Genomic DNA, 22,554 nt, shown 5'->3' with positions numbered 1-22,554 from the left:
TTAGGAGGTAGTGCAATAATTAATGATTCGATCTTTGGCTTGCCAAAATTGGCGGGTATTTTGGCAAGCCGCTAAGTGAGTTGTGTGATCAAGGCTTACTGTTTTCTTTCGTTGTGTGAATTGCTTTTATTCTTGATGAAAATGTTATGGGCCTCTTTTGATTGGGATAAAGCGAGGCATTCAAGCGTATGATAGCTGCCAGCTGTTGAACCTTGGCGCTCTTGCTTTAAATAGCGCTCCACCAGTATCTCCCCCTCTTCAAACGCGGAAAGGGGAAGTTTGCTAAATTCCAGGTAAGCGCTGGCGCTTCTGAATGCGTCTTTTCGGGTATTCTCTGAATCAGTAAACTTTCCCAAACAGCGACTGATTAACCAATTTTTATACAATGTTTCTTGTGGCAGAGAATCGACCGAGGTTTCAGCAAAGACCACCTGGCTTCCGAGCAGTAGAGACAGTAGAAAGTAAGCGTGTTTTCTCATCCGAGATAACCTTTGAGAAAAAACTCGTTTAATAAGTCCGGATATCAATTATCCTCTTTCCCTTGGTATTTCTTGATAATGGCGTTCAATTCCTGGCTATGATAAAGATCGATGCATTTCGCCATCGTCATCGGCTCCCCAGACATGCTGTCATAAGGCTTTGCCAGAAATTCCTTTGCCAGCGCCCTGACAGCGGTATGCGCTTCCAGAGAATAATCGCCGAATTCCATGTAACCCCGAGCAGTGGCGGCGGCATCGTTTTTGACTTCTCTTGCTGAGTACCCCTCGGCAATACAAACGCTGAGCGCGTAGTTTTTGAGGTACTCGGCAGGGGAATAGTCAATTTTTGTCGCTGCATTAGCGTTCAACGTTGCGGCGATAGCCACAGTCAGTGAGATTTTTTTCACTGATTATTTCCGAGGAGGATTTTCATTTACTCTATCCGGATTGTCTTTCACCCAATTATCATTAGGGCGCTGTACATAGTCTTTCGCAAGTTTGTCAAGCTCTTCACTATGATACATATCCATGCACTTCATTAAGTCTAAGCGGCTTTTCCCATCCTTAGCATTGTAATTTTTTTGCAAGTACTGCTTTGTCAGCGCGATGATAGGAGATTCTTCATCACGAATTGCATAGTATGACCAAGCATCGATTCCATTCGATGAGGCAATTGCATCTTTGCTGGCCTCTGGTGATGTCTTATAAGCGACGGAAATGCAGTAGGTTAGAGCAATATCCTTGTAGTTTTGCAAATAGTTTCGGTACGCCGCTTGCGGCGGCCACTTTTCAATGGGTTCTTCTTGATTTTTCTGTGCTATAGCACAAGTGGCATATATACAAAAAAAGGAGATAAGGGTTTTTTTCATCTCAATACCCAAAAGTTAGCGTAATTTGTTGTATAGCGAGCTTCTGGTTCATTGAAATAACAATGATCATAACAATCGCCGTTCCCATTCCAGAGCGTAGCGTGTCCTCCAGCATCGCTCCAACCTGCAATTTCAAACAATATGATCCCTTTCTTTCCGGCTAATTCACCACCACCAGGAGGAGGGAACTTGACTCGAAGATCGGGTTTGCCCCAGATCTTTGTCAAATAAGCGATAAGATCTTTAACTCTAAAAAAATACCATTGACGATCGGCGCCTGATACGGTCTGATCTTTTACATAAGGAATGGGAAATCCAGATTTATTCAAGATGTAACTCATACGTACAGCGCAGGTGTTTTCCCACTTTCCATTGGGCGCAATATTCATGGCTACACGCCCGCCGATAATCTTGGCAACATTCTGAGCTGAATATTGCGCGTTATATATTTTAGTGCTTGCAGCCCATGCGGCTGAAAAAATGGGGCGATTATTATTCATTGTTATTTCCCTATATTAAATCCCCCGGCCGTAACCGGGGGGCATACAAATTAAGCTTCGCGGTTTTCCTTGATGTTCCAACCTGCGCTGCTTTCGGCGCCTTTGCCGCCTTTATCGCTCTGCTCCCAGTATTGCTGCTTAACTTTAGCCGCCTGGAAGGAGTAGGTGACGCCTACGGTGTCTTCGCCGCCGGCGCCGGTGTATTGCACTGCGGTGACCAGCACGTCGTCCAGGGTGATTTTAACGTACTCAACCTGAGTGCCGCCCGCCTTGCAGACCGACAGCTCAACCTTGGTCAGGTGTTTGCCGCTGGAGCAATGTTTCAGCAGAGCAGGCGTCGACTTGTCGACCAGCGCATTAACATGCAGATCGTTAAAGCACACCTTACCGGCACCGCCGCCGCCGCCTACACCCATGTTGCCCGGTTGAGAAGCGCCCCAGGAGAAAGAAGTAATGTCGGTCCAGCCCTTGTGATTCGAATCTTTAGATTCGCCGCTGGCACCTTCAACTTTCAGGAACATATCAATAGCCATAGTTTATTCACTCTTTATTAAGGGTTAACAGTAGTATTAACGTTGCGTTGAAAAATTCAGGTAATAGCAGCAGGAATTGCAATGAGGTAATGTATTACCATTTTTATATCCTTGTGCCATGCACCTTCATAAATACCGAAAGCTATCGGTATTAATTACCAGGTTCTTATCTCGTTGAATAAGACACCCAATTCTATGGTTGTGGCGGCTAATTCAGCGCCCAAAACCAAACTTCTTTGCAGTTAAATTAGCAATGCGAATGGCCGGTTAACAGAGTGTCTTCCGGCTCGACGAGAGCGATATGGCCGCCGCCAAATAGCTCGGGCTCGAGTAGTCTGACGAATAGTGGCTGCTTTTTAGCTGGCGATACAATGGTTTCATGACTGGCTTCCTTTGCAGGGAAAGCGAGTTTTCAGCGTTTCTTCTATCAGATGTGATGCCCGTTCATGCAAGCGTTCTGCGGGGAGTTTATTGAAATATTCGAAAATAAACTCCTGCAACGTGACGGTTTGCAACTGGCTGTATTGGCACCAGCTTCTGCCTTCAGTCGCATCCAGTACGCCCAGCAGGTAAATGCGCGCTTTTTCTTTTTCCTGCTTATCCGCACTGCGGTAGAGACGGAAAAAGTCGGCGCCCGGCAGATTAACGTCATCGGAGGTCAGATGTTGTTTCGGATCATGCTCAGCGACTGCGGGCGGCATCGTACCGATGGAGCAGGCGACAGCCAACAGCGACGCCAGATAAAAACGTCTTCTATTCATCATGATGCATTCCTTGCGATTAAGACGGATGCCGGTCAGGCCGCCATACGGCAGCCTGACTTTCAGCGCATCAGGACGCGTCGTTCTGCTTCAGCGAAGGCAGCTTGGAGACCAGGCGCAGGGAAACGGTCAGTCCTTCCAGCTGGTAGTGCGGGCGCAGGAAGAACTTGGCGCTGTAGTAGCCCGGGTTGTCTTCGATCTCTTCGACCTGCACTTCCGCCGCGGCCAGCGGTTTACGCGACTTGGTTTCCTGAGAGGAGTTGGCCGGGTCGCCATCCACGTAGTTCATGATCCAGTCGTTCAGCCAGCGCTCCATGTCGTCGCGTTCGCGGAAGGAACCAATTTTGTCGCGCACGATGCATTTCAGGTAGTGGGCGAAGCGGCAGCAGGCGAACAGATACGGCAGGCGAGCGGAAAGCTGGGCGTTGGCGGAAGCGTCGGCGTCGTAGTATTCCGCCGGCTTCTGCAGCGACTGCGCGCCGATAAAGGCGGCGAAATCGGAGTTTTTACGATGCACCAGCGGCATAAAGCCGTTTTTGGCCAGCTCGGCTTCGCGGCGATCGCTGATGGCGATCTCGGTCGGGCATTTCATGTCCACGCCGCCGTCGTCGCTCGGGAAGGTATGGCACGGCAGGTTTTCCACCGCACCGCCGGATTCCACCCCGCGGATCGCGGTGCACCAGCCAAACTCTTTGAACGAGCGGTTGATGTTGGCGGCCATGGCGTAGGCGGCGTTGGTCCAGGTGTAGTTGCCGTGGGTGGCGCCGTCGGTTTCTTCCTCGAAGTCAAACTCGTCCACCGGATTGGTGCGGATGCCGTATGGCAGGCGCGCCAGGAAGCGCGGCATCACCAGCCCCAGATAGCGGGCGTCTTCCGATTCGCGCAGGCTGCGCCAGGCGGCGTATTCGGTGTTCTGGAAGATCTTGGTCAGATCGCGCGGGTTAGACAGTTCCTGCCAGGACTCCATCTGCATCACGCTCGGCGCCGTGCCGGCGATGAACGGGCAGTGGGAAGCGGCGCCGATTTTCGCCATCTCGCCCAGCAACTCAACGTCCTGCGGGCTGTGGTCGAAGTAGTAATCGCCCACCAGGCAGCCGAAGGGTTCGCCGCCGAACTGGCCGTATTCTTCTTCGTATACCTTCTTGAAGATCGGGCTTTGGTCCCAACCCACGCCCTTGTGGCGCTTCAGCGTGCGGCCCAGCTCTTTTTTGGAAATGCTCATGAAACGAATCTTCAGCATTTCATCGGTTTCGGAATTGTTGACCAGATAATGCAGGCCGTGCCAGGCGCCTTCCAACTTTTGGAAATCGTCGTGGTGAATGATCTGGTTAATCTGCTGTGACAGCTTTTCATCGATTTCGGCAATCAGCGCCTGGATGGTGCGATAGGCGTCGGAAGATACGGTGACGGTATTTTCCAGCGCCTGCTGCGCCAGGGTTTTCACCGCGTTTTCCACCGCCTCCTTGGCCTGATCGGTCTTGGGGCGAAACTCTTTGTTCAGCAGCGCGCTGAATTCATCGCTGGAGAAGGTCTCGGTGGTCTGCAACGCTTTTTGTTGCTGAGGCGAGTTGCTCATCAATTAGTCCTCCCGCTCGTGGTTGTCATCCTTTGCCGCCGGTTTCGGCGCATCGGTGAGGGATTGCAACAGCGCCGGGTTTTGCAGGATCCTGGAGATCAGCTCTTCGGCACCGTTTTTGCCGTCCATATAGGACAGCAGGTTGGAAAGCTGGGTGCGAGCCTCCAGCAGGTTGTCCAGCGCGTCGACCTTGCGGGCGATGGCGGCGGGGGAGAAGTCTTCCATGCTTTCAAAGGTCAGATCGATGTTCAGCTTGCCTTCACCGGTCAGGGTGTTGTCAACCTGATAGGCGACGCGCGGTTTCAGCGACTTCATGCGCTCGTCGAAGTTGTCGATGTCGATCTCCAGGAACTTGCGCTCATCGACGCTTGGCTGCGGATCGACCGCTTTCCCTTCCAGATCCGCCATCACGCCCATTACGAACGGCAGCTGGATTTTGCGCTCTGCGCCATAAATTTCGACATCGTATTCAATCTGTACGCGCGGCGCGCGGTTGCGGGCGATGAATTTCTGCCCGCTGCGGGATTTCGAGTTTGGCATGATTTACTCCATCTTATGGCGATTGGGAACGCGCCTCATCCGGCTTGGAGAGTCAGGTTCAAATGTTGGCCTGCGCAGGTGAGCAGGTTCTGCGGTGTCGCAAAGAGAACAAAAGGGTGGGCGGCTAGCTGTTCTCCTCGTTGTCGGGGCGACCCAAAATGGTCTCCAGTTGGTTAAGGCCATCGGGCGCCAAATCACGCACGATTTGCATAAAGTCCAGCGCGATCAGCCGCTGTACCCGATCGATCATCAGCGGCGCCGGGTGGCTGGGTTCATGCAGCCGAAAATAGTTTTTAACCTTGTCGAGCATCAGTTGAGCGTCGTCGCGCGATTGGATCTGCGCGCTGCGCCAGCCGAACGCGGCGGCGGGTGCGGTTGGCGCGGTTGCAGGCTGTTCTGCGGCGGTATCGCTCTGCTCGGGGCCGGTTATCTCTGCCGATGGCGCGCTCTGGCATGATTGGGCGATCAGGGTGAAAATTTTGGTCAGGCCGTGCATTTCCGGCAGCGCGCTTTCGCCCAGATGGCGGGTGACGACCGCGCGAATGGCGTTCAGCGCGGCGTCGATGCGCATCACCAACTGGCCTTCAGGGCGATCGGCCTGCGCCAACTCGTCCTGCAGCCGTGCCCGGCCGCCGGGGAAGTTGGGGCACTCGAGCTTGCTGCCGTCGAGCAGCGCGCCGGCGTCGCGCAGCGAAATTTCACCGGCGGCGCCTTTCAGCAGCGGCGCGGCGCGCACGCTGGTGGCCAGCGCGGCCTTGTCGCCGAGATCGGCCAGCACGTTGATGCGGAACAGCGGATCGGCCTCACCGTCGAATTCCAGCAGCGGCAACAGCGTATCCCAGTAGCGCTCCAGCGCCTGGTGGATCAGCATCAGGCCGTCGGCATAGCCTTGCAGGCCCCGCAGCTGCGTCCAGGCGCGGGTGAGATACAGCATGACCCGCAGATCCTTGGTGCGCGTCAGCAGGGCGGTGGCGAGGCGCTCCACCTGCATCCAGTCCGGCGCTTCCGCCGGGATGATGGTGCTGCCGAACTGCTGTTCGGCCTTGCCGGTGGCGGCCTGCTCCATCGCCAGGAAGTCGGCGTCATATTCCAGGTTGTCGCCGCAGGGATTTGCCGCGTCAACCGGGGCCAACAGGGTGTCGATAGCCATAGGATTTCCTTTAACAGACCAGGTTAATCAAACATTTGCGGATATTGTCCGCCGCGGCCGGGGCGCGCCCAGCCATTGGGTTCGAACAGCAGCGAAAACAGCTGCACCGTGAGGTTGCCGCTGTGCACATGGGTGTAGAGCGGATGGCCGTCGGCCTGATTGGTCCACCAGAAGCTGGTGTACTGCGCCGGGTCGAAACAGTCGGCGGCCTGCTGCCAGCCGAGGCCGGGCACGTCCGGATGCTGGAAACCGATAATCGACAAAATGTCGGAGTCGGCTTCCGCCGGCGGGCTGGGCAGCGCCGGTATCGCCAGCAGCGCACGATCGATCTGCTCGGCGGAAAAGCCGTTGCGCACGCCGTTCAATAACTGGTAACCGAGCTGGTTGTACCATTCCGCCGCCATGTTGAGCTGTTGGCCGCGCCAGGCGTCCTGGCTGAACAGGCGCAGGGCGCAGATCGGGTAGTGGCGCCCGACGCGGTCGCGGGCCGGCAGCAGGCAGCCCATCTGCACGTATTGGCTGCCGAGCGTGGCCGGGATGACAAAGTTCCACACCGGCGCGTTGCTGAACGGGTGCCCATGCGGGCCAGCCGAATCGCGCTGCAGATTGACCAACCCGTTATGAAACCAGTGGGCCCAATTATTGACCACCAGGTCGGGCAGGCGGCGCTGCAGAAAATCACCGGCGGAAGGGATTTTGCCATACCAGCCAATGCTCGCGGTCGGGCTCAGGTCGTTGCTCATTATCTTGTCCTTTCGGGGCTACGGGCAGGAGAATGCCGGCAGCTGGAATGGATTGCGGATACTGTTGGGGGTGAATTCCAGCGTGACGCGATGGCCATCCAGATTAAAGGTCGCCTGGCGGCCAAGGCTGCTGCTGCCGGCGGACGACTGCGCCATATCCAACATGCGGTTCAGCGCCCAGGGGCCGCTGGTCACCAGACTGGCGGTGCTGCCGTTGGCCAGCGCCAGCTGCAGGTGCACCTGGTTGGTATTGCGGGTGCCCGGCCAGCTCACCACCAGCGGAACCTGCGGGCCGTGGCTGTATTTGAACAGCTGCCCGTCGATATCCAGCGTCAGGTTGAGGATGTCGTTATCCATCCGCACCGGCCGCACGGTGACGCGGTAGGAGGGCGTCGCGGTGCCGTTGGCGAAGAAGGCGTCGCGGATGCGCTGCGCCTGCTGGAAGGAGCGCAGGATGCCTTCGCCGCCCGGCAGCGTTTTGCCGTCCACCCCGGGGGTAAAGCGCCAGTTGGCGCGGGTGGTGTCGACTTTGCCCTGCAAATTGTCGCGGAAGAAGCTGTCCATCAACCCGCTGTTAGGCGCGAACATGCGCGCCAGATCGTCCGGCGTCACTTCCTGACGCGCCCGGGCGACCAGCGGATAACGCCCGGCTATCGCCTGGCGGCAAAAGCTGCCGACCTCGAAGCTGATGCGTTTCTTGACGTTCTCCATCTCTTTGCGCTGGGTGTCGCTGCTGGCACCGATCGCCAGCGACAGCAGCATCTGTTTGAACGGCACCGGCAGGCGGCCGGATTCGGCCTGCAGGCGAGGGATTATGTCGCTCGGTGGCGCCGACATGCCGCTATTGGCTGCGCCCTGAACCGCCGTCAGGTAGCTGTACAGCTCGTCCACCTGTTTCAGCACGCTGTCGAACGGGATAGCCTTGTTGCCTTCGCCCTGACTTTGCGCCAACTCCAGCAGCGGCGCGAAGTGCGCCATCACCAGCTGCTCCGGTTGGGCGGAAACGTCGCCGTCGGCGTTGGCCGGCCGGGTGGTGAACAGCGTTTCCAGCGTGCGGTTGGCGTTCTGGCTCAGCTTTTCTTCGGTTTTGTCCAACAGCGAACGGCTGTCGGCATCGCTTTTTTCGTCGCGCAGGGTGACATTCTTGCTGACGTTGACCAGCAGGCTGCGCATCGGCGACGGGTTGCCGGACAGCAGGCGCGCGCTGCTGATGCGCTGGCCCAGATTGCCGATGTTGGCCAGCTGGATATCGCCCAGCAGCGCATCCCAGGCGCTGATAAAGTCCTGCATGTACAGCTGGCGGATGGTTTTGATCAGATCGGCGTTCTTCAGATCCGGCGTTTTGCTGTTCAGCACCCACACGTCTTCCTTGCGCAGGGTGTCGGTGACCGGGTCGATATTGTCGTTGAAGGCTTTCCAATAGCCTTGCGAGGTGAACAGGCCCGGCACGCCGTCGGTCACCGGCTTGCCGCTTTTGCGCGAAAAGGCCAGTTCGGTCTGCGGGCCGGCCAGATCGACCAGGCTGACCGGTTTGATGTCGGTCTGTTTAAGCAGCAGGCGCTTGAGGCGGCCATATACCCGCTGCGACAGCGGTGCGCGGTTCAGGGCGGCCTGCGCCCGGTCCACCAGCGCGTCGTCTTTAGCATAAGGCGACGCCTGGATCTGCGCGTCGAGCAGCTGGCTCAGGTGCCACTCAATCTGCTGCAGCTGTTTCTGCGTACTGCCCTGCGGCAGGTTGCGCTGCAGGTTGAGCATCACCCAGGCGCGCAGAAACTTGCCGTCGTACTGTTTCGGCAGGTACAGCATTTGGTACGCCTTCAGCGCTTCATAGCTGAAATCCGCATCGCCGTGGTTGTCGTTGCGCAGCGTGGCGGCGATCTGTTGCGCCACCTGCGGCAGCAGCAGTTCCTTCAGCGCTTTTTGGTACAGCGCGTTGCTGGCGTCGCTGACCTGATCGCCGCGGTACAGGCCCATGCGATAGGTAAATGGCGGATCCTCCAGCGAGAAGTTTCGGCTGTCCGGCAGGTGCAGCACGCTGTTGAGGAACGGCAACAGGGAGAACATATCGCCGTTGCTCAACTGGGTCAGGCTCTGCCCCTGGCGTTCCACGCCGGGCACCTTGGCACCGACCTCCGCCAGATAGCCTTTGTTGTTGCCGTAGCTGGTAAACCAGAAGATCGCCAAAATCACCAGCACCACGGCCAGTGCGATATAGCCCGCCCAGTGCAGGGCGCGGTTGCGGTACTCCCACCAGCGGTTGCTGCCCGCCAGCCCGGCCTCCTGGAAAATCACCGTTTCCAGGGTGTCTTTCAGGAAGAAACTTTGCCCCTTGGCCGCCGGGATCGGCGCCTGTTGATTGACGCTGTCCCAGGCCGCGTTGGCCTGCAGGGGATCGCCGGCGCTCGGCAGCTGCAGGTAGCGGTTCAGCTCGCCCATCACCCGGTCAAACGGCAGGCCTTCCTGGGTGCCGCTGGTGAAGTAAATGCCGCGTGGCGTGAAGCGGGTTTCAAAGCTGGAGGTGGCGAACACCTGTTCCAGATACTGGCCCAGCAGCGGGCGCAGGGCGGCGAATTCCTGCGGGAACAGGTAGCTTTCGGCGCGCTGGCGGGCGTCGTGCTCAACCAGCAGCGTATCCGGCAGCGCGGCGTCGAGGCGCTGTTGCAGCAGGGCGTACTGTTGCTCAAAGGTGGCGTTCAGGTTGAAATCCGCCTGGCGCGACTGCTCATAAGGGAAGGTGAATCCCCAAATCTGGTCGCGCTGCGCTTTGTCAAAGCCGTTGAAGTAGGCCATAAAGCCGTTGAGCAGGTCGGTTTTGGTCACCAGCACGTAAACCGGGAAATGGATGCCCAGCTGCTCGTGCAGCTCAATCAGGCGTTTGCGCAGTGCGCTGGCCTGCGCCGCGCGGGCTTCGGCGCTGTCGCTCAGCAAATCGGCGACGCTGACGGTCACCATCACGCCGTTGATCGGCTGGCGGGTGCGGTATTTTTTCAGCAGGCTGACGAAGCTTTTCCATTCATCGGCGTCCGCTTCGCGCTGGCTCTCCTGGGTGGTGTAACGGCCGGCGGTATCCAGCAGCACGGCGTCGTTGGTGAACCACCAGTCGCAGTTGCGGGTGCCGCCAACGCCGCGCAGGGCCGATTTGCCGAAGCGATCCGCCAGCGGGAAATGCAGGCCGGAGTTGACCAGCGCGGTGGTTTTGCCCGCGCCCGGCGCCCCGATGATCACATACCAGGGCAGCTGGTACAGGTACTGGCGGCTAAAGTGCGTCATCCAGCGATGTTTGCCGCCGCCCTGGCCCGGCGCGAAACGCGCCTTTTTCAACAGCTGCGCCGCTTCGTCAAAACGTTGGGCCAGTTGCTCATCCTGTTGGGGCGCGGCCTTGGCGTTTTCCACCGGCACTTCTTCGGCGGCGCGCAGGTTGCTCAACAGCCGGCGGTTAAACCAGGCGCTGTAGAGGCGGGGAATGACGCGGCACAGGATCCAAATCAGGTAGATTACGCCGATGGCTATCTGGCGGTTGAGTTCCGGCTCCAGCGGCCGAGAGTCGCCGATAGCCACCAGCGGGCCGATCATCCAGATGATGAACGCCAGAGCGGTGATGCCGGCGAAGCCCCACAACAGGCGGCTGGTGATGATGGAGAATAACGTACTGAGCATTACTTTCCGTTTCCTTGCGGCAAGCCGTTGATTTCCGCCTGAGTATTTTCCGGCGCCACCAACAGCGTAATTTCTACCCGGCGGTTCAACGCCCGGTTCACTTTGTTATCGTTCGGCGCCACCGGGTCGCTTTCACCGCGGCCTTCCGCCTTCACCCGCTGCGGGTTATCGAGATGCTTTTGCAACCGGGCGCCGACCGCCTCGGCGCGCGCCAGCGACAGCTCCCAGTTGGAGGCGAAACGCGCGCTGCGGATCGGCAGGTTGTCGCTGTAGCCGGTGACCAGGATCTTGCCGCTGACGCCGTTCATGGCGGCGGCCACGCGATCGATAACCGGAATATAGTTGGCGCGCACCGTAGTGGCGGCGGAATCGAACAGCCCGTCGCCTTTCAGGATCACCACGCTCTGCTGCGCTTCGTCGCGCACCACCACCAGGCCTTCGGCGATTTCCTTGCGCAGGAAACTTTTCAGGCTCAGCGTCGGCGGTGCGGCCGGCGCCGGATTGCCGATGGCCACCTGCGGCAGGTTGGTTTGGTAAATGGCCGCCAGCACCGGGCTGGTGGCGTCGCCCAGCCGCCAGTTGAGGGCGATGAACAGCAGCGAAGCCACAAAGCCGGTCAGCGCGACGCAGGCCCACAGCGGCACCAGCGGCCGCCACAGTTTTTGCTGCACCGGCAGATCCAGCGCATTCGGCGACAGCGGCGGCGCATACCCGCCGCGCACCGAGCGGATCAGCTGCAGCAGGCGCTGTTTCATGGTTTCCAGCTGCGAGCGGCCGTTTTCCATCACCCGATAGCGGCCTTCAAAGCCCAGCAGCAGGCAGAAATTGATCAGCTCCAGCAGCTGGATATGCTCGCGCGGGCTTTGCGACAGCTTGGCCAACAGCTGGAAGAACTTCTCACCGCCCCAGGTTTCGTTGTGAAAGGTCACCAGCAGGCCGCTGCCGGACCAGACGCTGTTGCTGCCCCAGGGCGTGAGGGCGGCGGCTTCGTCCAGCGCGGTGCACAGGCAGTAACGCGCGCCGATGATCACCTCGTACGGCAGGCTGGCGCGCTGGCCGCGAACTTCGAACCGGCGCACTTCGTCGATCAGCTGCTGGCGCAGCTGCGCCGGGTTGGCGTGGGTCGCCGATTGCCGGATCTGTGAAATGGCGTTCAGCAGCGGGTTGGCGGCTGCCACCAGCGGATTGTCCGTATTTTCCTGAGTCATAAATTAGCGATCCGTATGGCTGCGAATGGCCCAAAATTCCATGTCCAGGCCCGGGAATTCACCGGCCAGATGCAGAGCGAAGGCGCTGGATTTTTCCATCTGCTTCCACAGATCGCCGCCTTTCTCCAGTTCGAAATAGGTGTAACCCGCGTGGTAGGGGATCTGCCGTGGCGCCGCCGGCATGGTGCGCAGGCCGATGCCCGGCAGCTGCAGCTGCACCAGATCGCGTATGCGCGTCACCGGCGCAATCTTCATTTGCGCCGGGAAGTGGGTCAGCAGCACGTCGGCGGCGACGTCGGCGCGCACCGCCAGCACAAAGCCGAAATCGCGCATCATGCTGGTGTCTTGCACCGTGGCGACGTTCAGGCCATGCGAACGTTCGACCAGCGTCAGTTGAATGGCGTTGTCTTCCAGCACCACCGACAGCCCCTGCCGCAGCAACAGCATCAGTTTGCCGAAGCACAGCGCCAGGTTGTCGTGGTCATACACCGGCAGGCGGCCTTCCGGCGTGCGCTGCGCCGAGAAGCTGGCGAGTTCGGTGGCGAACTGCAGCCAGTCGGCGAACAGCCGTTCCGGGTGCAGGTGTTCAAGATGGTAAGCGTGGCTCACCTGGCCGAGGTGGCGGTTGATCAACTGCAGCAGCATGAAGTCGACCATTTCCGAACTGCCGCCGCGCCCCGGCTGCAGCAGGCGCTGGCTCATTTGCTGGCTGCGCTGTTGCAACAGGCCCTGCAAATCGTTGATGAAGGTCTTCAGCACCTGGCTGCCCTGGCAGTTCAGCATCGGCGGGATTTGCCCCTGATCGAGACGCAGGCTGTTGTCGCCGCGTTTTTCCAGCACCCGGGTGACGCCGAGCGCCGTCCACTCGGCGTTGAGTTCGCTCTCCAGCATCAGCCGCAGCCGCAGCTGGCCGAACTGCAGCGCCGCGCTGCCGACCGACACCGCATTCAAATCGTCGACTTCGCGTTCGAAAGCCAGATAGCGCGCCAGCGCATCCGGGCTATCCTGGAATATCACGTCTTCGCGGCCGGCGCGGTAGGTCGGCAGGGCCAGCACCACGTTTTCGCCGGTTTTGTTTTCGGCGATGCTAAGCGGCGCGGGCGCCTGTTGCGCGCCGGAGAAGCGGAACGGCGTGCCGTCCGGCATGATGCCGCTGGCGGCGTTGAGCGCGATTTTGCCCTGGCGCAACAGCGCCTGATCCACATCCAGGTTGAGGAAGCCCCAGAAACAACCGCTGTGAGCCTGGCCCCAGTTACGCATGTAGCCTTCGAGATAATTCTCCGCCTGCTGGAAATGGTGAGGGCGCAAAAACATCCCCTCGGTCCAGACTACCTTATGAGCATCTTTCATCATCACACCTATAGTTACTTCGCTTCAGCGCAGCGGTTGGTCAGTCTGGATCTTTCACGGCGCGCAGGCCGCTAATGCCCGCGACTATGTGCGCGGCCAACTCATCCGGCGAGAATTGCCATACCTTGTAAAAATTGGTTTCGGTCGGTTCCGGCAGCGGCAGCGAGATGCGCCAGGCCTTGCCGTCCAGGTTTTGGTATTCGGCGATAATGCCGATGTAGCGGGTTTCCAGCGTGCTCTGGCCGTTGAGCTTTTTGCCGGTCTGGCCAGGCGTCAGGAAAAACTGGTCGCTGTCCAGCAGGCTGTTGCCTAACACGCTTTTCGCGTCGTTCTGCAGGCTGAAGAAGTCGGCCTCCATAAATTCCGCATCGGAACGCAGCAGCAGCACGCGGATTTTTATCGGCGCCGGCCGCTGCCCGGCCGCGGCGTTGACCTGACGATCGGCGTCGAAGGTCAGGCTGTAGCGCGAAGGCACGCTCTTGGCGGAAGACATGCAGCCGCTAAGCGCCAGCGCGCTCAGCATCAGAAATAACATCCCGCGCCAGCGGGAAGCGATAGGTGTCGTCATGTTGGCGAGTTCCGTCACTCTGCGGTGAACTACTGGAGGATCCAGGTGGCCGAGCCGGCGTTTTTACAGGCTTTGCTGTCGCCGCCCACTTTGACGCAGTCTTGTTTGGCTGCACGGGCGCGGCGCGGCAAGTCTTTGCGCAGCGTCGATTTATAACGCGCTTGCGGCACGCCGGCGTTGGCCTGGATGTAGCCCACCAGGTTGCCGTCGCGCACGGCGGAGATAGCCAACCAGTGGTTTTCGACCTCGCCCAGCGCATAGAAGGCGGCGGCGTTATCCAGGCTGCCGACGGCGCTGCCGGTATAACCCGGGCTGCTCATGATGCTGGCGGCGTACAGGCTGCGATATTCTTCACCGATGGGTTTGAACTGCTTGGGCGCGCTCACGGCGGCGCGATGCTGCAGTTTTACGCCGTTGACTTCGCTGCTGATGATGGCGTCGTTATCGAGCGCCGGCGGCGGCGGCGGCGGGGTGGAGCATCCGGCAAGCGTCAGGGTGGCCAGCAGCGTCAGGGTAATCCGTGTTTTCACAATATCCTCTTTGATCTTTTTATTGGCTGAAATAATGACTGGGCTGTGCATTGCCGCGTCGCCTTCAGGGCGCGAGCATCAAAACCTTGAGTTGGCTGGGCACGATGCGCATGCCCAGCGCGTTGGTGGAGTTTTGCAGGCTGAGGCTGGTCAGCCGGGTGGCCGGCGTGCCTTTCAGCAGCACGGTAAAGGCGCCGGTGAGATGGCGCGACGGCCCCATCACGGTGCCGGACGCCACGCCGGTGGCCACGCCGGGGTTATCGCCGTTGGTCAGCGGCGTCACCGTCGCCATGTTGTGCGCCGGGGTGCCGACGAACAGAATGTTGAAGGCGTTGGGAATAGCGGTCGGCGCCAGGGCGATGTCCGGGTAGGGCACGGGAACCGGCGCCGGGCTGGGCGTCATGCACACATCGGGAAACGCCAGGTCTACTCCGATCATTTGGCTGTTGGCAAACATAAGGGCCTCCGCGGGCTTATCCGACGTGAATTTGTTCCGAATCCAGCTTGGTGATGTCTTTCGAGGTGATGATGGTGTTGCGGGCGTGCACTCTGGCGTAATCCTCCGCCTGATAGTCAAGCTGTCCGGCACGGACATGCTCGGTTTGCCGCACCGTGCGGAACAGGGTGTGGCTAATCTGGCTGACCGAGTGCCACAGCGATTCGCAGCGCTTGCCGACCATGCGGCTGATGCTGACGAAGGCCGAAAGCTCCTCGCCGCTGTAGGTCAGTTTGTCGATGTGGCAATCGCCGCTGCGGGCCTGCAGCGTCAACGCCTCGCTATTGAAATCCAATGCCTGTGCGCTGTGCAGCGACAGCGAACCGCGCGGGGTTTCAATCTGCAGATCGCCCTCTACGCTGAGGCGCGCGGCGCTGTGCGGATCGGCGCGCTCCAGCACGGCGATCGCCCACAGCTGGTGGCCGCAGCCGGCGACCAGAACGCTGTCGCCGAGGGCCGGCGCCAGCAGGCAGCTGGCTGCCCGACGGCAATGCCAGCCGCGGCCCTGGCACTCGACCACCAGGCTGCCGTCCGGCAACAGGTTGACGACCTGGCCGGCGGCTTGCTGAGGGGGTGCGATCTTCACTGCGCGGGTAGTGTTGGCAACGCTCATGGTGATCCCCTTGTGGATGTTTTAGGCTCAGATTCGGCTTTTGCGCTGTGCGCTCCAGGTTTCTGCGGCGTGCAGTTCTTCATCGTTTTCCAAAATGCCGCTGCGGTCGCTCCAGCGGGTCTGTTGCTGGTGGGCGCGGTGCAGGCGGGTGCGCATGAAGCGCGCGCGGCGAAAATCGGCGGCGCCGATATCGGCATAAGAGAAATCGGCGTAGGTCAAATCGGCGTCGCTGAAGTTGCCGCGCGCCGCGCGGCAGCGTTGAAAAATACATTGGAACAGCCGCGCCTGGCTGAAATCGGCGGCGTCCAGCGTCGCTTCGCTGAAGACCGCCTGATCGAACTGACCGCGAGCGCATTGCGCCTGCGTCAGGTTGGCTTCCAGCCATAGCGTTTGCTGCGCCTGCACCGCCGAAAGATTGGCGCGCCGCAGCGAAGCGCCCTTGAAGTTGCTCTGGCGCAGCGTCGCCTGGCTGAAGTCGGCGTCGTCCAACTGGTTGTCGGTAAACTGGCAGGCGATCAGCCGTTGCCCGGCGTAGCTTTTGCCGCGCTGATCGCATTCAAAAAAAGTGACGCGGTCAAATTCTGCGCCTTCAAGCCGTGTTTCGCAGAGGTTTAGGCGAAAAAAGGTGACAAATGATAGCCGCGTATTACGCAGGTCTGCACCGCTGAGCGGCGTTTCGTTGAAGTTGGTGCGATCGAGCGCGGCGCCGGTGAAGATGGCCCCCTGCAGATCGCTGCGCATAAAGTGCGCCCTGTCGACGGTTGCGCCGGCAAACGTGCTGCCGGCCAGGTGACAGCCGTTGAAGAGCGCCTCCGTAACGTTGGCCTGTTGAAAATGAGCGCCGCTCAGCTGGCAATCGTTGAACACCGCCCGCTGCAGATTAGCGTGCTTGAAGCTGCATTGGCCGAGCTCGCAATCGCTGAAAATGGTGTGTTGCAGGTTGCAACCGCTGAAATCTACGGCGCCGCCCGTAATATCGGCAAAGGTTGCGCCGGCCAGATCCAGACCGGCCAGCGACAGCGCCGTAATGTCGCATTCGTAGATCGCTTCACCGCGCCTGATGCGCTGCTGCAACTCGTCGGCGCTGAGGGTCATACCGTCTCCCCGCGTTGGCGCGGCAACGTCTTAACCCGCTGGTTATAGCTGCTTTCCAGCCGGGTGGTGGCGTCAACCCGCGACTGCGCCAGATCGCAACGGAACAGGTTGGCACCGCGCAGATCGGCGCCGCTGAGGATGCATTTTTGCATGATGGCGCCAATCAGGTTGGCCTGAGTCAGGCGTGCGCCGGAGAAGTCCACGCGAACGAACAGGCTGCCGCTGCCGTTGAGCTGTTGCAGGCTGGCCGAGATCAGCCGCGCCTCCGACAAATCGCTGTTATCCAGATGGGCCCGATCGAAGCAGGCTTGCTCTAACGGCATTTGCCGCAGGTTGCACTGTTTGAGCGTGGCGTCGCTGAAATCGCTGTGTTTCAACGAGCTTTGGGCGGCGAAGGAGCAGTTATGCAGGCGCGCGGCGATAAAGCGGCTGCCGTCGGCCGGCGTTTCCACCCAGGAACAACTTTCCAGGCGGGCGTGGCTGGCGTCAAACGCCGACAACCGGCATTTGATAAAGCTGAGTTTGTGCAGCCGCGCGTGGCGGAAATCCAGCCCGTCCAGCTCCAGTTCCATCAGCGTGACGTTATGCACCCTGGCGCGCTGGAAGATGCACTGGCTGATATAGGTTTTAAACCCCAGCAGGTCGCTGAGGGCGGCGTCGCTGAAATTGCAATGTTGCAGCAGCGTCTCTTGCAGCAGGGTTTCCCGCAGCCTGGCGTGGCTGAAGTCGGTGTTGCCGCATTTGGCCAGCGCCAGCGACGCGCGCTCAAGCTGCGCGTGGCGCAGGCTGGCATCGGTCAGATCCGCGCGCGCCAGCATCGCCTGCGTCAAATCGGCATGGTCCAGCCGCGCGCCGCGCAGGTTGGCGCTTTCCATCAGGGCGCCGCGCAGGCAGGCGTGGCTCAGATCCATGCCGCCGAGATCGGCCCCGGTGAGATCGAGACCGCTCAGGTCTTTGTCTCCGTCCAAAGTCGCCTGCACGCGGTTGCGAATGATCGCCGCCAGATCCCCCTTGAGCCGCGGTGCCGGCCCCTGCGCCTGCGCGCTCATCAGATAAGCCTGATAGAGGGCCTGCTCGGCCACCGCCCGCTGTTTTTCGCTGAAATTGCCCTGTTGTTGATACAGACGGTCGCGCTGCCGTTGGTAGCTCTCCGCGCCTGAAGGCAGGCCGGTCAAATCGACGGGCTGCTCGGGATCCAGCCCGCGCTGGCGCAGGCGCCGATCGCTTTGCTGTTTGAGCTGGGCTGCCTGCTGTTCCATTTGCTCAACGAATTCGGCCAGCTCATCCAACGCCGGGGGCTGCGGGGAGGCGCTGAGCGGGAAACGCTCATCAATGTCCTGCCCCAGGGTGCGCAGCCGTTCACGGTGCTCTTCACGCAGGTGGTGTTCATAGCGGGTGGCGTTTGCCGCCACCGGATCGGCTGCCGGCACCTGTTCCGTATCGAGCCAGGGGCCGATGCAATCTTCCGGCAGCAGGTCCTTTTCCCGAAAGGTGAACAGCGCGCCTTTTTCCTTATCCAGCCGTTGGCGCAGCACCTTGCGGTAGTGATTCGCAGAGCGGGCTGCGCCGGTTTTTTCCAGCGCCGGCAGCAGCTGCAGCACATCGGCGGCGTCATCTTCGTTGATGCGCGCGCTGCCCTGATACACCAATACCATTTGCTCGCGATGCGGGAAGAACCACACGGTGGTGTGGCGCAGCGCCAGCTCTTCGAACACTTCTTCCCCGCGGCGCTGGCGGTTGATGAAGCACCGGGCGCGCCACGGCGGCAGTTGGCCTTGCTGCAGCGGTTGTTCCGGATGCATATTCCAGATGCGGTAAGCCGCCTGGGGCGGCAGGGCATCAAGATGGGGAAACTGCTGATCGTTTTCCGCCATATTGAACAGCCGCCAGTCAATGTCGTCGGCAAAGCCGGGGAAATGATTTTTTAGCCAATCGGCGTCGTATTTTTTCCCAATGCGGTTGAAGCGGCGCGGCCAGGTAATGTCCAGGGCGTCGAAGCTGGCGGGCACGGCGCGCTGATGCGGTGCCGACAGGCGGCCGCGCAGCGGTTCGATATTCGGCAACGGGTGGATGCTGCCGTGGGGAAAGGTCTCTGGATTAGCGCCGATGCCGTGTGGATTGTCGGCAAACTGCGGGCCGCCAAAGGCACGGCGCCAGTCCAAAGGCATTTCTGCGTACGGGAGCGGCGCGGAGGGACGATCGTTGACCCAATGGCGATCGCCGAAAACCACCAGGGTTTTCTCGAGCGTATCGAGCTGGATCTTCACTGCGCAGGCGGTTTTATCATCTTGATGGTGGGTATAGGCATGGCCGGTCGCAAGGAATTCTGCGCAGGCTTTGGGAATGGCGAGGTCGAGGATGCCGCCGCTGGTGGTCAGCGTTTCGCTGGCCAGCTGCCAGAGTTCCGGCTCGGGGCGCAGGCGCGGGGAAGCCCCCATGTCGGCCAACGCCAAAACGGAGACACCCAGATGATTTTGCCCCTGCCAATGGAAAGGGCGATGAAGTACGCTCAGGCGTAACGGTTTTACGACTTTCATTGTGTGTGTAAGGCTTCCTGTGGATACCCGTGAGCGGCATGCGCCGCTGCACGCAAAAACAATCCCGTTTTTCGATTTAGTTGATATCAGGCTACGTCACAGCAGATGAAAACGACGCGGAGTTAAAGTCCGGTCATCAGAGCGGGAAGAGAAGCTTCCCGTTACGAAAGCAAAATTACTCGAAATGGATAGCCAACACCGCCACGCGTCGCGGGGTGGCGTTGTCATATTTGATGGTGACCGACATGCCCGCTTTCATGCGGTGCAAATCGACGGGTTTCACCAGCGCCTTGGCGCGCAAGGTTTCCGGCGAACCCTCTGGCGTGGCGTTCAACACCACGTCGAAGATAAAGTCGTTGCCGATGCGCGTGTCGGTCTGTTCGAAGGTTAACAGCGTGGCTTCAGCCTGTTGCCCAGACCATTTTTCCTGTGCCATCAGGTTGTAAAGTGAGTTGTCCTTACCGTTTATCTGTTTGATTTTTTTGACGATAAAAATGCCAATGACGATCACTACAACGATCAGGATATAAGGGAAATACTTGCTCACCGGCGTCATGGGAAGTCCTTGTCAGAAGAAGGTAATCAGCGCACCCAAAAAGCCCAACTGCAGCGCCTGTTCAAATTTGGATAGGGAGAATTTATGTTCAAGGTTCTTGGTCGATAAACTGATCAGCGCCCGGGTGTGGCCAATGCCGTTCAGCGTGGTGGCCACAGGCGATACCGTCAGCGAGGTGAGGCAGTTAATGGTCGCGCCCACGCCGGTGACCGATTCGGTCAGACCGGTCAGAGTGAAAGAGTTGATCGCATAGCTCTCTTTGTGGCTCTTGGCATTGGTGATCCAGTAAGGCGAATCAATACTGACAACCGTATCGCTTTTTATCGTCACCGTCTGTGGCGACGAAATGTCGATGGTGCCGGTGTTGGTCTGTTTAAAACTGCCGTCGATATTGTATTCTACCGGGCCTTTGATGGTTGCCTTTTGCCCACCGGCCAGGATGTTCAGCTCTTGCCCGCCCTGGGTGATGGTGGTGCGTTGGCCGGCGTTGATGTTGTTGATTTGCTTGCCTGCGGTGATGTCGATCGTCTGATCGTTTTTCACCGTAACGTGCTGCGTTTTTTTGATGTCCTGGATTTGTTCGCCGTCGAGCGTGAATGTCTGTTTTCCGGTAATTTTAATTTCATCGCCGCCGTCGAAGATGGTCAAATCGCGGCCGCCTTTGATATTCACCGTTTGGTGCTTGTTCAGATTGGCGGTTTCCAGCCCGTTTACGGTGGTGGTGCGGTTTGACTTGTACAGGAAGTTGGCGTCGCCGGTGACGGTGTCGTCCTGCTTGCGGCCGATGGTGGTGGTGCGGCTGCCGTCGATATTGACGTTTTTGTCGTTTTCCACCGACATGTTCATATCGCGTTCGGCATGCATGTCGAAAGATTCATTGCCTGGCGCATCTTCCAGTATCAGGAAGCTGGCGTTGTCTACGCCGCCGCCCTTGCTGCGGCTCATAAAGCCCATCTTGGTGGCGTCGCCGGGCAGATCCCACGGCGGCATGCTGTCTTCGTTGTAGACGCGGCCGGTGATAATGGGGCGATCGGGATCGCCGTTGATAAAGTCGACCACCACTTCTTCACCCACCCGCGGGATTTGAATGCCGCCGTACTTCCACCCGGCCCAGGCGCTGGAGACGCGCACCCAGCAGGAGCTGGTTTCATTGCCGCTGCCGTGCCGATCCCAACGGAACTTCAGCTTCACCCGGCCATATTTGTCGGTCCAGATGCTTTCGCCTTCCGGGCCCACGACCTCGGCCGTTTGCGGGCCGTGGGTCTTTGGCCACGGCGTGATGCGCGGCGGGCGCCAGTTTACGTCGGCCGGCACCACCTGAAATTCGGTGCGCTGTTCGGCGCTGTCGTTATCATTGCTGCTGTAGCTGTTTTCCTGCATGAAGTAGCGCGCGCTGACCACCAGGTATTCTCGGTCATCTTCCGGGCGCGGCGCCTGGAACAGCTGGAAGCGATAGCCGGGCGCCATGCCCTGCGAGTTGCCTTCGCCGCTCATTTGCTCGTGCTGCGCTTCAAACTCCTGCTGGCGCACCTTCACGTAAAACTGCCCGTGCGCGTGATCGGTGTAGCGGCCCGGCCAGTCGAACACTTCCGCTTTGTCCTGGGCGAAAGAGGCCGGGTTTTGCCGCGCTTCCAGCAAACGGGCGCGCGGCTTGCGGAAATCGTAATCATCAAGGCTGTAGAGGCTGGGGGTAATGGCGTCCGAGACGCTCCAGCTGTTGATGCTGTCTTTGTTTTCCACCAACCCGCCTTCCGCCAACTGGTAGGGAATGCTGGCGTAGCCGGGCAGTGCCTGATGCGCCGCAGGGGCATCCGCCAACACCAGCGTGTGCCCGTCCTGCTGGTGAGTGAAGTAGTAGTAAATGCCCTCATGTTCCATCAGCCGGCTGACGAAATCGAAGTCGCTTTCCTGGTACTGCACGCAGTAACCCCAGGAACGGTAGTCGTAGCTCAGACGGTTATCGACCTTCACCTGATATTGCCCCAGCACCTGGGTGATGATGTCGGGCACCGTTTTTTCCTGATAGATGCGGAAGTCGCGGTTTTGCGTCAGGTACCACAGGGTAGGGCGCAGGATGGCGCGGTAAACGTAATAGCGATCGCCGCCAACCTCTCTGCCGGCCAGCGTCATGCGCGTAATATTGCCATTCAGGTAACGCGGCGCCATGGGGTTGGCCCGCAGTTCAAGCGTGATCTTCTGACCCAGCAGGGATTTGAGATCCAGCCGGTTTCCCGGGCTCAGCAGCTCGACGTCAAACTCAAATAGTCCGGAGAGCTTTTCTTCCCCCGACAGGCTTTTAAACAGCAGTTGATCGGTGGCCAGAGGCGTGTGCGCAATGATAAGACGATTCATACTATTCCTCGCTTTAGGCATAGCTACCGCACGAGAAATGACGCGCGATCCCGATGGCGTATCTGTCACGATTAGAGACAGGGATTGACGAAAAATTTAACGAATTTTACACATCAACAGATTTTGTGCAGTCTACAATAGCCTTCGTCATTTGCAAAATAACCTTCTGGATCAATATCTAAATCGTTAACTGACGCACGTTTTGGATTTATCCTATGCAAAACAACAAATTGTGAATTGATTTTATTTTCAATTGGTTTTAAGGATCAATGGTCATACCAATAAATGATTATGTAACACTTAAGCCAAGATACTTAAATAACAACTATTTTTTTACGAAAAAAAAGTGGCTAATCATTTTTTGACCTTACCATTTGCAGGTTAAAGATGATCGTTATATATAAATTGCGTGAATGTGAATTCGGATGATTCCTATTGGTG

21 protein-coding genes are annotated in these 22,554 nt (G+C 58.9%); all 21 read right to left on the bottom strand.

Features of this window, described 5'->3' with window-relative positions; all coding sequences use genetic code 11:
* Positions 1 to 95 precede the first annotated feature (95 nt).
* The 21 genes from KHA73_RS14790 to KHA73_RS14690 all read right to left on the bottom strand — a co-directional run bounded on the left by KHA73_RS14790 (position 96) and on the right by KHA73_RS14690 (position 22,113).
* Positions 96 to 479, bottom strand: a complete 384-nt coding sequence (locus KHA73_RS14790; RefSeq protein WP_234585111.1) for a T6SS amidase immunity protein Tai4 family protein — start codon at positions 477 to 479, stop codon at positions 96 to 98.
* 44 nt (positions 480 to 523) lie between these two features.
* Positions 524 to 877, bottom strand: a complete 354-nt coding sequence (locus KHA73_RS14785) for a T6SS amidase immunity protein Tai4 family protein (protein ID WP_234591284.1) — start codon at positions 875 to 877, stop codon at positions 524 to 526.
* A gap of 12 nt (positions 878 to 889) precedes the next feature.
* On the bottom strand, positions 890 to 1,348 hold the full coding sequence (locus KHA73_RS14780) for a T6SS amidase immunity protein Tai4 family protein (protein ID WP_234585110.1): 459 nt from the start codon (positions 1,346 to 1,348) through the stop codon (positions 890 to 892).
* Positions 1,345 to 1,848 carry a type VI secretion system amidase effector protein Tae4 gene (locus KHA73_RS14775; protein WP_071525932.1) on the bottom strand — a complete coding sequence of 168 codons (504 nt, stop codon included), beginning with the start codon at positions 1,846 to 1,848 and terminating at the stop codon, positions 1,345 to 1,347. The genes KHA73_RS14780 and KHA73_RS14775 overlap by 4 nt, the downstream gene beginning before the upstream one ends.
* 50 nt (positions 1,849 to 1,898) lie before the next feature.
* Entirely contained in the window at positions 1,899 to 2,381 is a 483-nt protein-coding gene (locus KHA73_RS14770; RefSeq protein ID WP_004961372.1) for an Hcp family type VI secretion system effector, read from the bottom strand.
* A gap of 377 nt (positions 2,382 to 2,758) precedes the next feature.
* A complete protein-coding gene (locus KHA73_RS14765; protein WP_234585109.1) occupies positions 2,759 to 3,145 on the bottom strand; it encodes a Rap1a/Tai family immunity protein in 387 nt (128 codons plus the stop codon).
* Between the two features lie 67 nt (positions 3,146 to 3,212).
* Positions 3,213 to 4,718, bottom strand: coding sequence for a type VI secretion system contractile sheath large subunit (tssC, locus tag KHA73_RS14760; RefSeq protein ID WP_234585108.1), 1,506 nt, complete (start codon positions 4,716 to 4,718; stop codon positions 3,213 to 3,215).
* A 3-nt stretch (positions 4,719 to 4,721) separates the two neighbouring features.
* The gene (tssB, locus tag KHA73_RS14755) at positions 4,722 to 5,258 is read right to left on the bottom strand and encodes a type VI secretion system contractile sheath small subunit (protein ID WP_234585107.1); all 537 of its coding nucleotides are present in this window, start codon (positions 5,256 to 5,258) and stop codon (positions 4,722 to 4,724) included.
* A 124-nt stretch (positions 5,259 to 5,382) separates the two neighbouring features.
* Complete coding sequence (gene tssA, locus KHA73_RS14750) at positions 5,383 to 6,408, bottom strand: type VI secretion system protein TssA (RefSeq protein ID WP_234585106.1); 1,026 nt, start codon at positions 6,406 to 6,408, stop codon at positions 5,383 to 5,385.
* A 23-nt stretch (positions 6,409 to 6,431) separates the two neighbouring features.
* Entirely contained in the window at positions 6,432 to 7,151 is a 720-nt protein-coding gene (gene tagF / locus KHA73_RS14745) for a type VI secretion system-associated protein TagF (RefSeq protein ID WP_234585105.1), read from the bottom strand.
* A gap of 18 nt (positions 7,152 to 7,169) precedes the next feature.
* The gene (gene tssM / locus KHA73_RS14740) at positions 7,170 to 10,808 is read right to left on the bottom strand and encodes a type VI secretion system membrane subunit TssM (protein ID WP_234585104.1); all 3,639 of its coding nucleotides are present in this window, start codon (positions 10,806 to 10,808) and stop codon (positions 7,170 to 7,172) included.
* Positions 10,808 to 12,016: a DotU family type VI secretion system protein gene (locus KHA73_RS14735; RefSeq protein ID WP_234585103.1), complete on the bottom strand. Its 1,209-nt coding sequence runs from the start codon at positions 12,014 to 12,016 to the stop codon at positions 10,808 to 10,810. The genes tssM and KHA73_RS14735 overlap by 1 nt, the downstream gene beginning before the upstream one ends.
* A gap of 3 nt (positions 12,017 to 12,019) precedes the next feature.
* Positions 12,020 to 13,366, bottom strand: coding sequence for a type VI secretion system baseplate subunit TssK (tssK, locus tag KHA73_RS14730; protein WP_234585101.1), 1,347 nt, complete (start codon positions 13,364 to 13,366; stop codon positions 12,020 to 12,022).
* A 40-nt stretch (positions 13,367 to 13,406) separates the two neighbouring features.
* Positions 13,407 to 13,934: a type VI secretion system lipoprotein TssJ gene (gene tssJ / locus KHA73_RS14725; RefSeq protein WP_234585100.1), complete on the bottom strand. Its 528-nt coding sequence runs from the start codon at positions 13,932 to 13,934 to the stop codon at positions 13,407 to 13,409.
* A gap of 29 nt (positions 13,935 to 13,963) precedes the next feature.
* Positions 13,964 to 14,464, bottom strand: a complete 501-nt coding sequence (gene tagV, locus KHA73_RS14720) for a type VI secretion system accessory protein TagV (protein ID WP_234585099.1) — start codon at positions 14,462 to 14,464, stop codon at positions 13,964 to 13,966.
* 64 nt (positions 14,465 to 14,528) lie between these two features.
* Positions 14,529 to 14,921, bottom strand: coding sequence for a DUF4150 domain-containing protein (locus tag KHA73_RS14715; protein ID WP_234585098.1), 393 nt, complete (start codon positions 14,919 to 14,921; stop codon positions 14,529 to 14,531).
* A gap of 16 nt (positions 14,922 to 14,937) precedes the next feature.
* Positions 14,938 to 15,573 carry a DUF3540 domain-containing protein gene (locus KHA73_RS14710; RefSeq protein ID WP_234585097.1) on the bottom strand — a complete coding sequence of 212 codons (636 nt, stop codon included), beginning with the start codon at positions 15,571 to 15,573 and terminating at the stop codon, positions 14,938 to 14,940.
* 27 nt (positions 15,574 to 15,600) lie between these two features.
* Positions 15,601 to 16,668 carry a pentapeptide repeat-containing protein gene (locus KHA73_RS14705; RefSeq protein ID WP_234585096.1) on the bottom strand — a complete coding sequence of 356 codons (1,068 nt, stop codon included), beginning with the start codon at positions 16,666 to 16,668 and terminating at the stop codon, positions 15,601 to 15,603.
* The gene (locus tag KHA73_RS14700) at positions 16,665 to 19,205 is read right to left on the bottom strand and encodes a DUF2169 family type VI secretion system accessory protein (RefSeq protein ID WP_234585095.1); all 2,541 of its coding nucleotides are present in this window, start codon (positions 19,203 to 19,205) and stop codon (positions 16,665 to 16,667) included. The genes KHA73_RS14705 and KHA73_RS14700 overlap by 4 nt, the downstream gene beginning before the upstream one ends.
* Before the next feature lie 175 nt (positions 19,206 to 19,380).
* Complete coding sequence (locus KHA73_RS14695) at positions 19,381 to 19,761, bottom strand: hypothetical protein (protein ID WP_234585094.1); 381 nt, start codon at positions 19,759 to 19,761, stop codon at positions 19,381 to 19,383.
* Positions 19,762 to 19,773: 12 nt separating this feature from the next.
* Positions 19,774 to 22,113 (bottom strand): type VI secretion system Vgr family protein, encoded by a 2,340-nt coding sequence (locus KHA73_RS14690; protein WP_234585093.1) that lies wholly within the window; start codon positions 22,111 to 22,113, stop codon positions 19,774 to 19,776.
* Positions 22,114 to 22,554: the final 441 nt, after the last annotated feature.

It is taken from the genome of Serratia entomophila, from assembly GCF_021462285.1.
Classification (GTDB): Bacteria; Pseudomonadota; Gammaproteobacteria; order Enterobacterales; family Enterobacteriaceae; genus Serratia; species Serratia entomophila.
The sequence above is the reverse complement of the archived record's forward strand: the minus strand, read 5'-3'. Positions and strand labels throughout refer to the sequence as shown.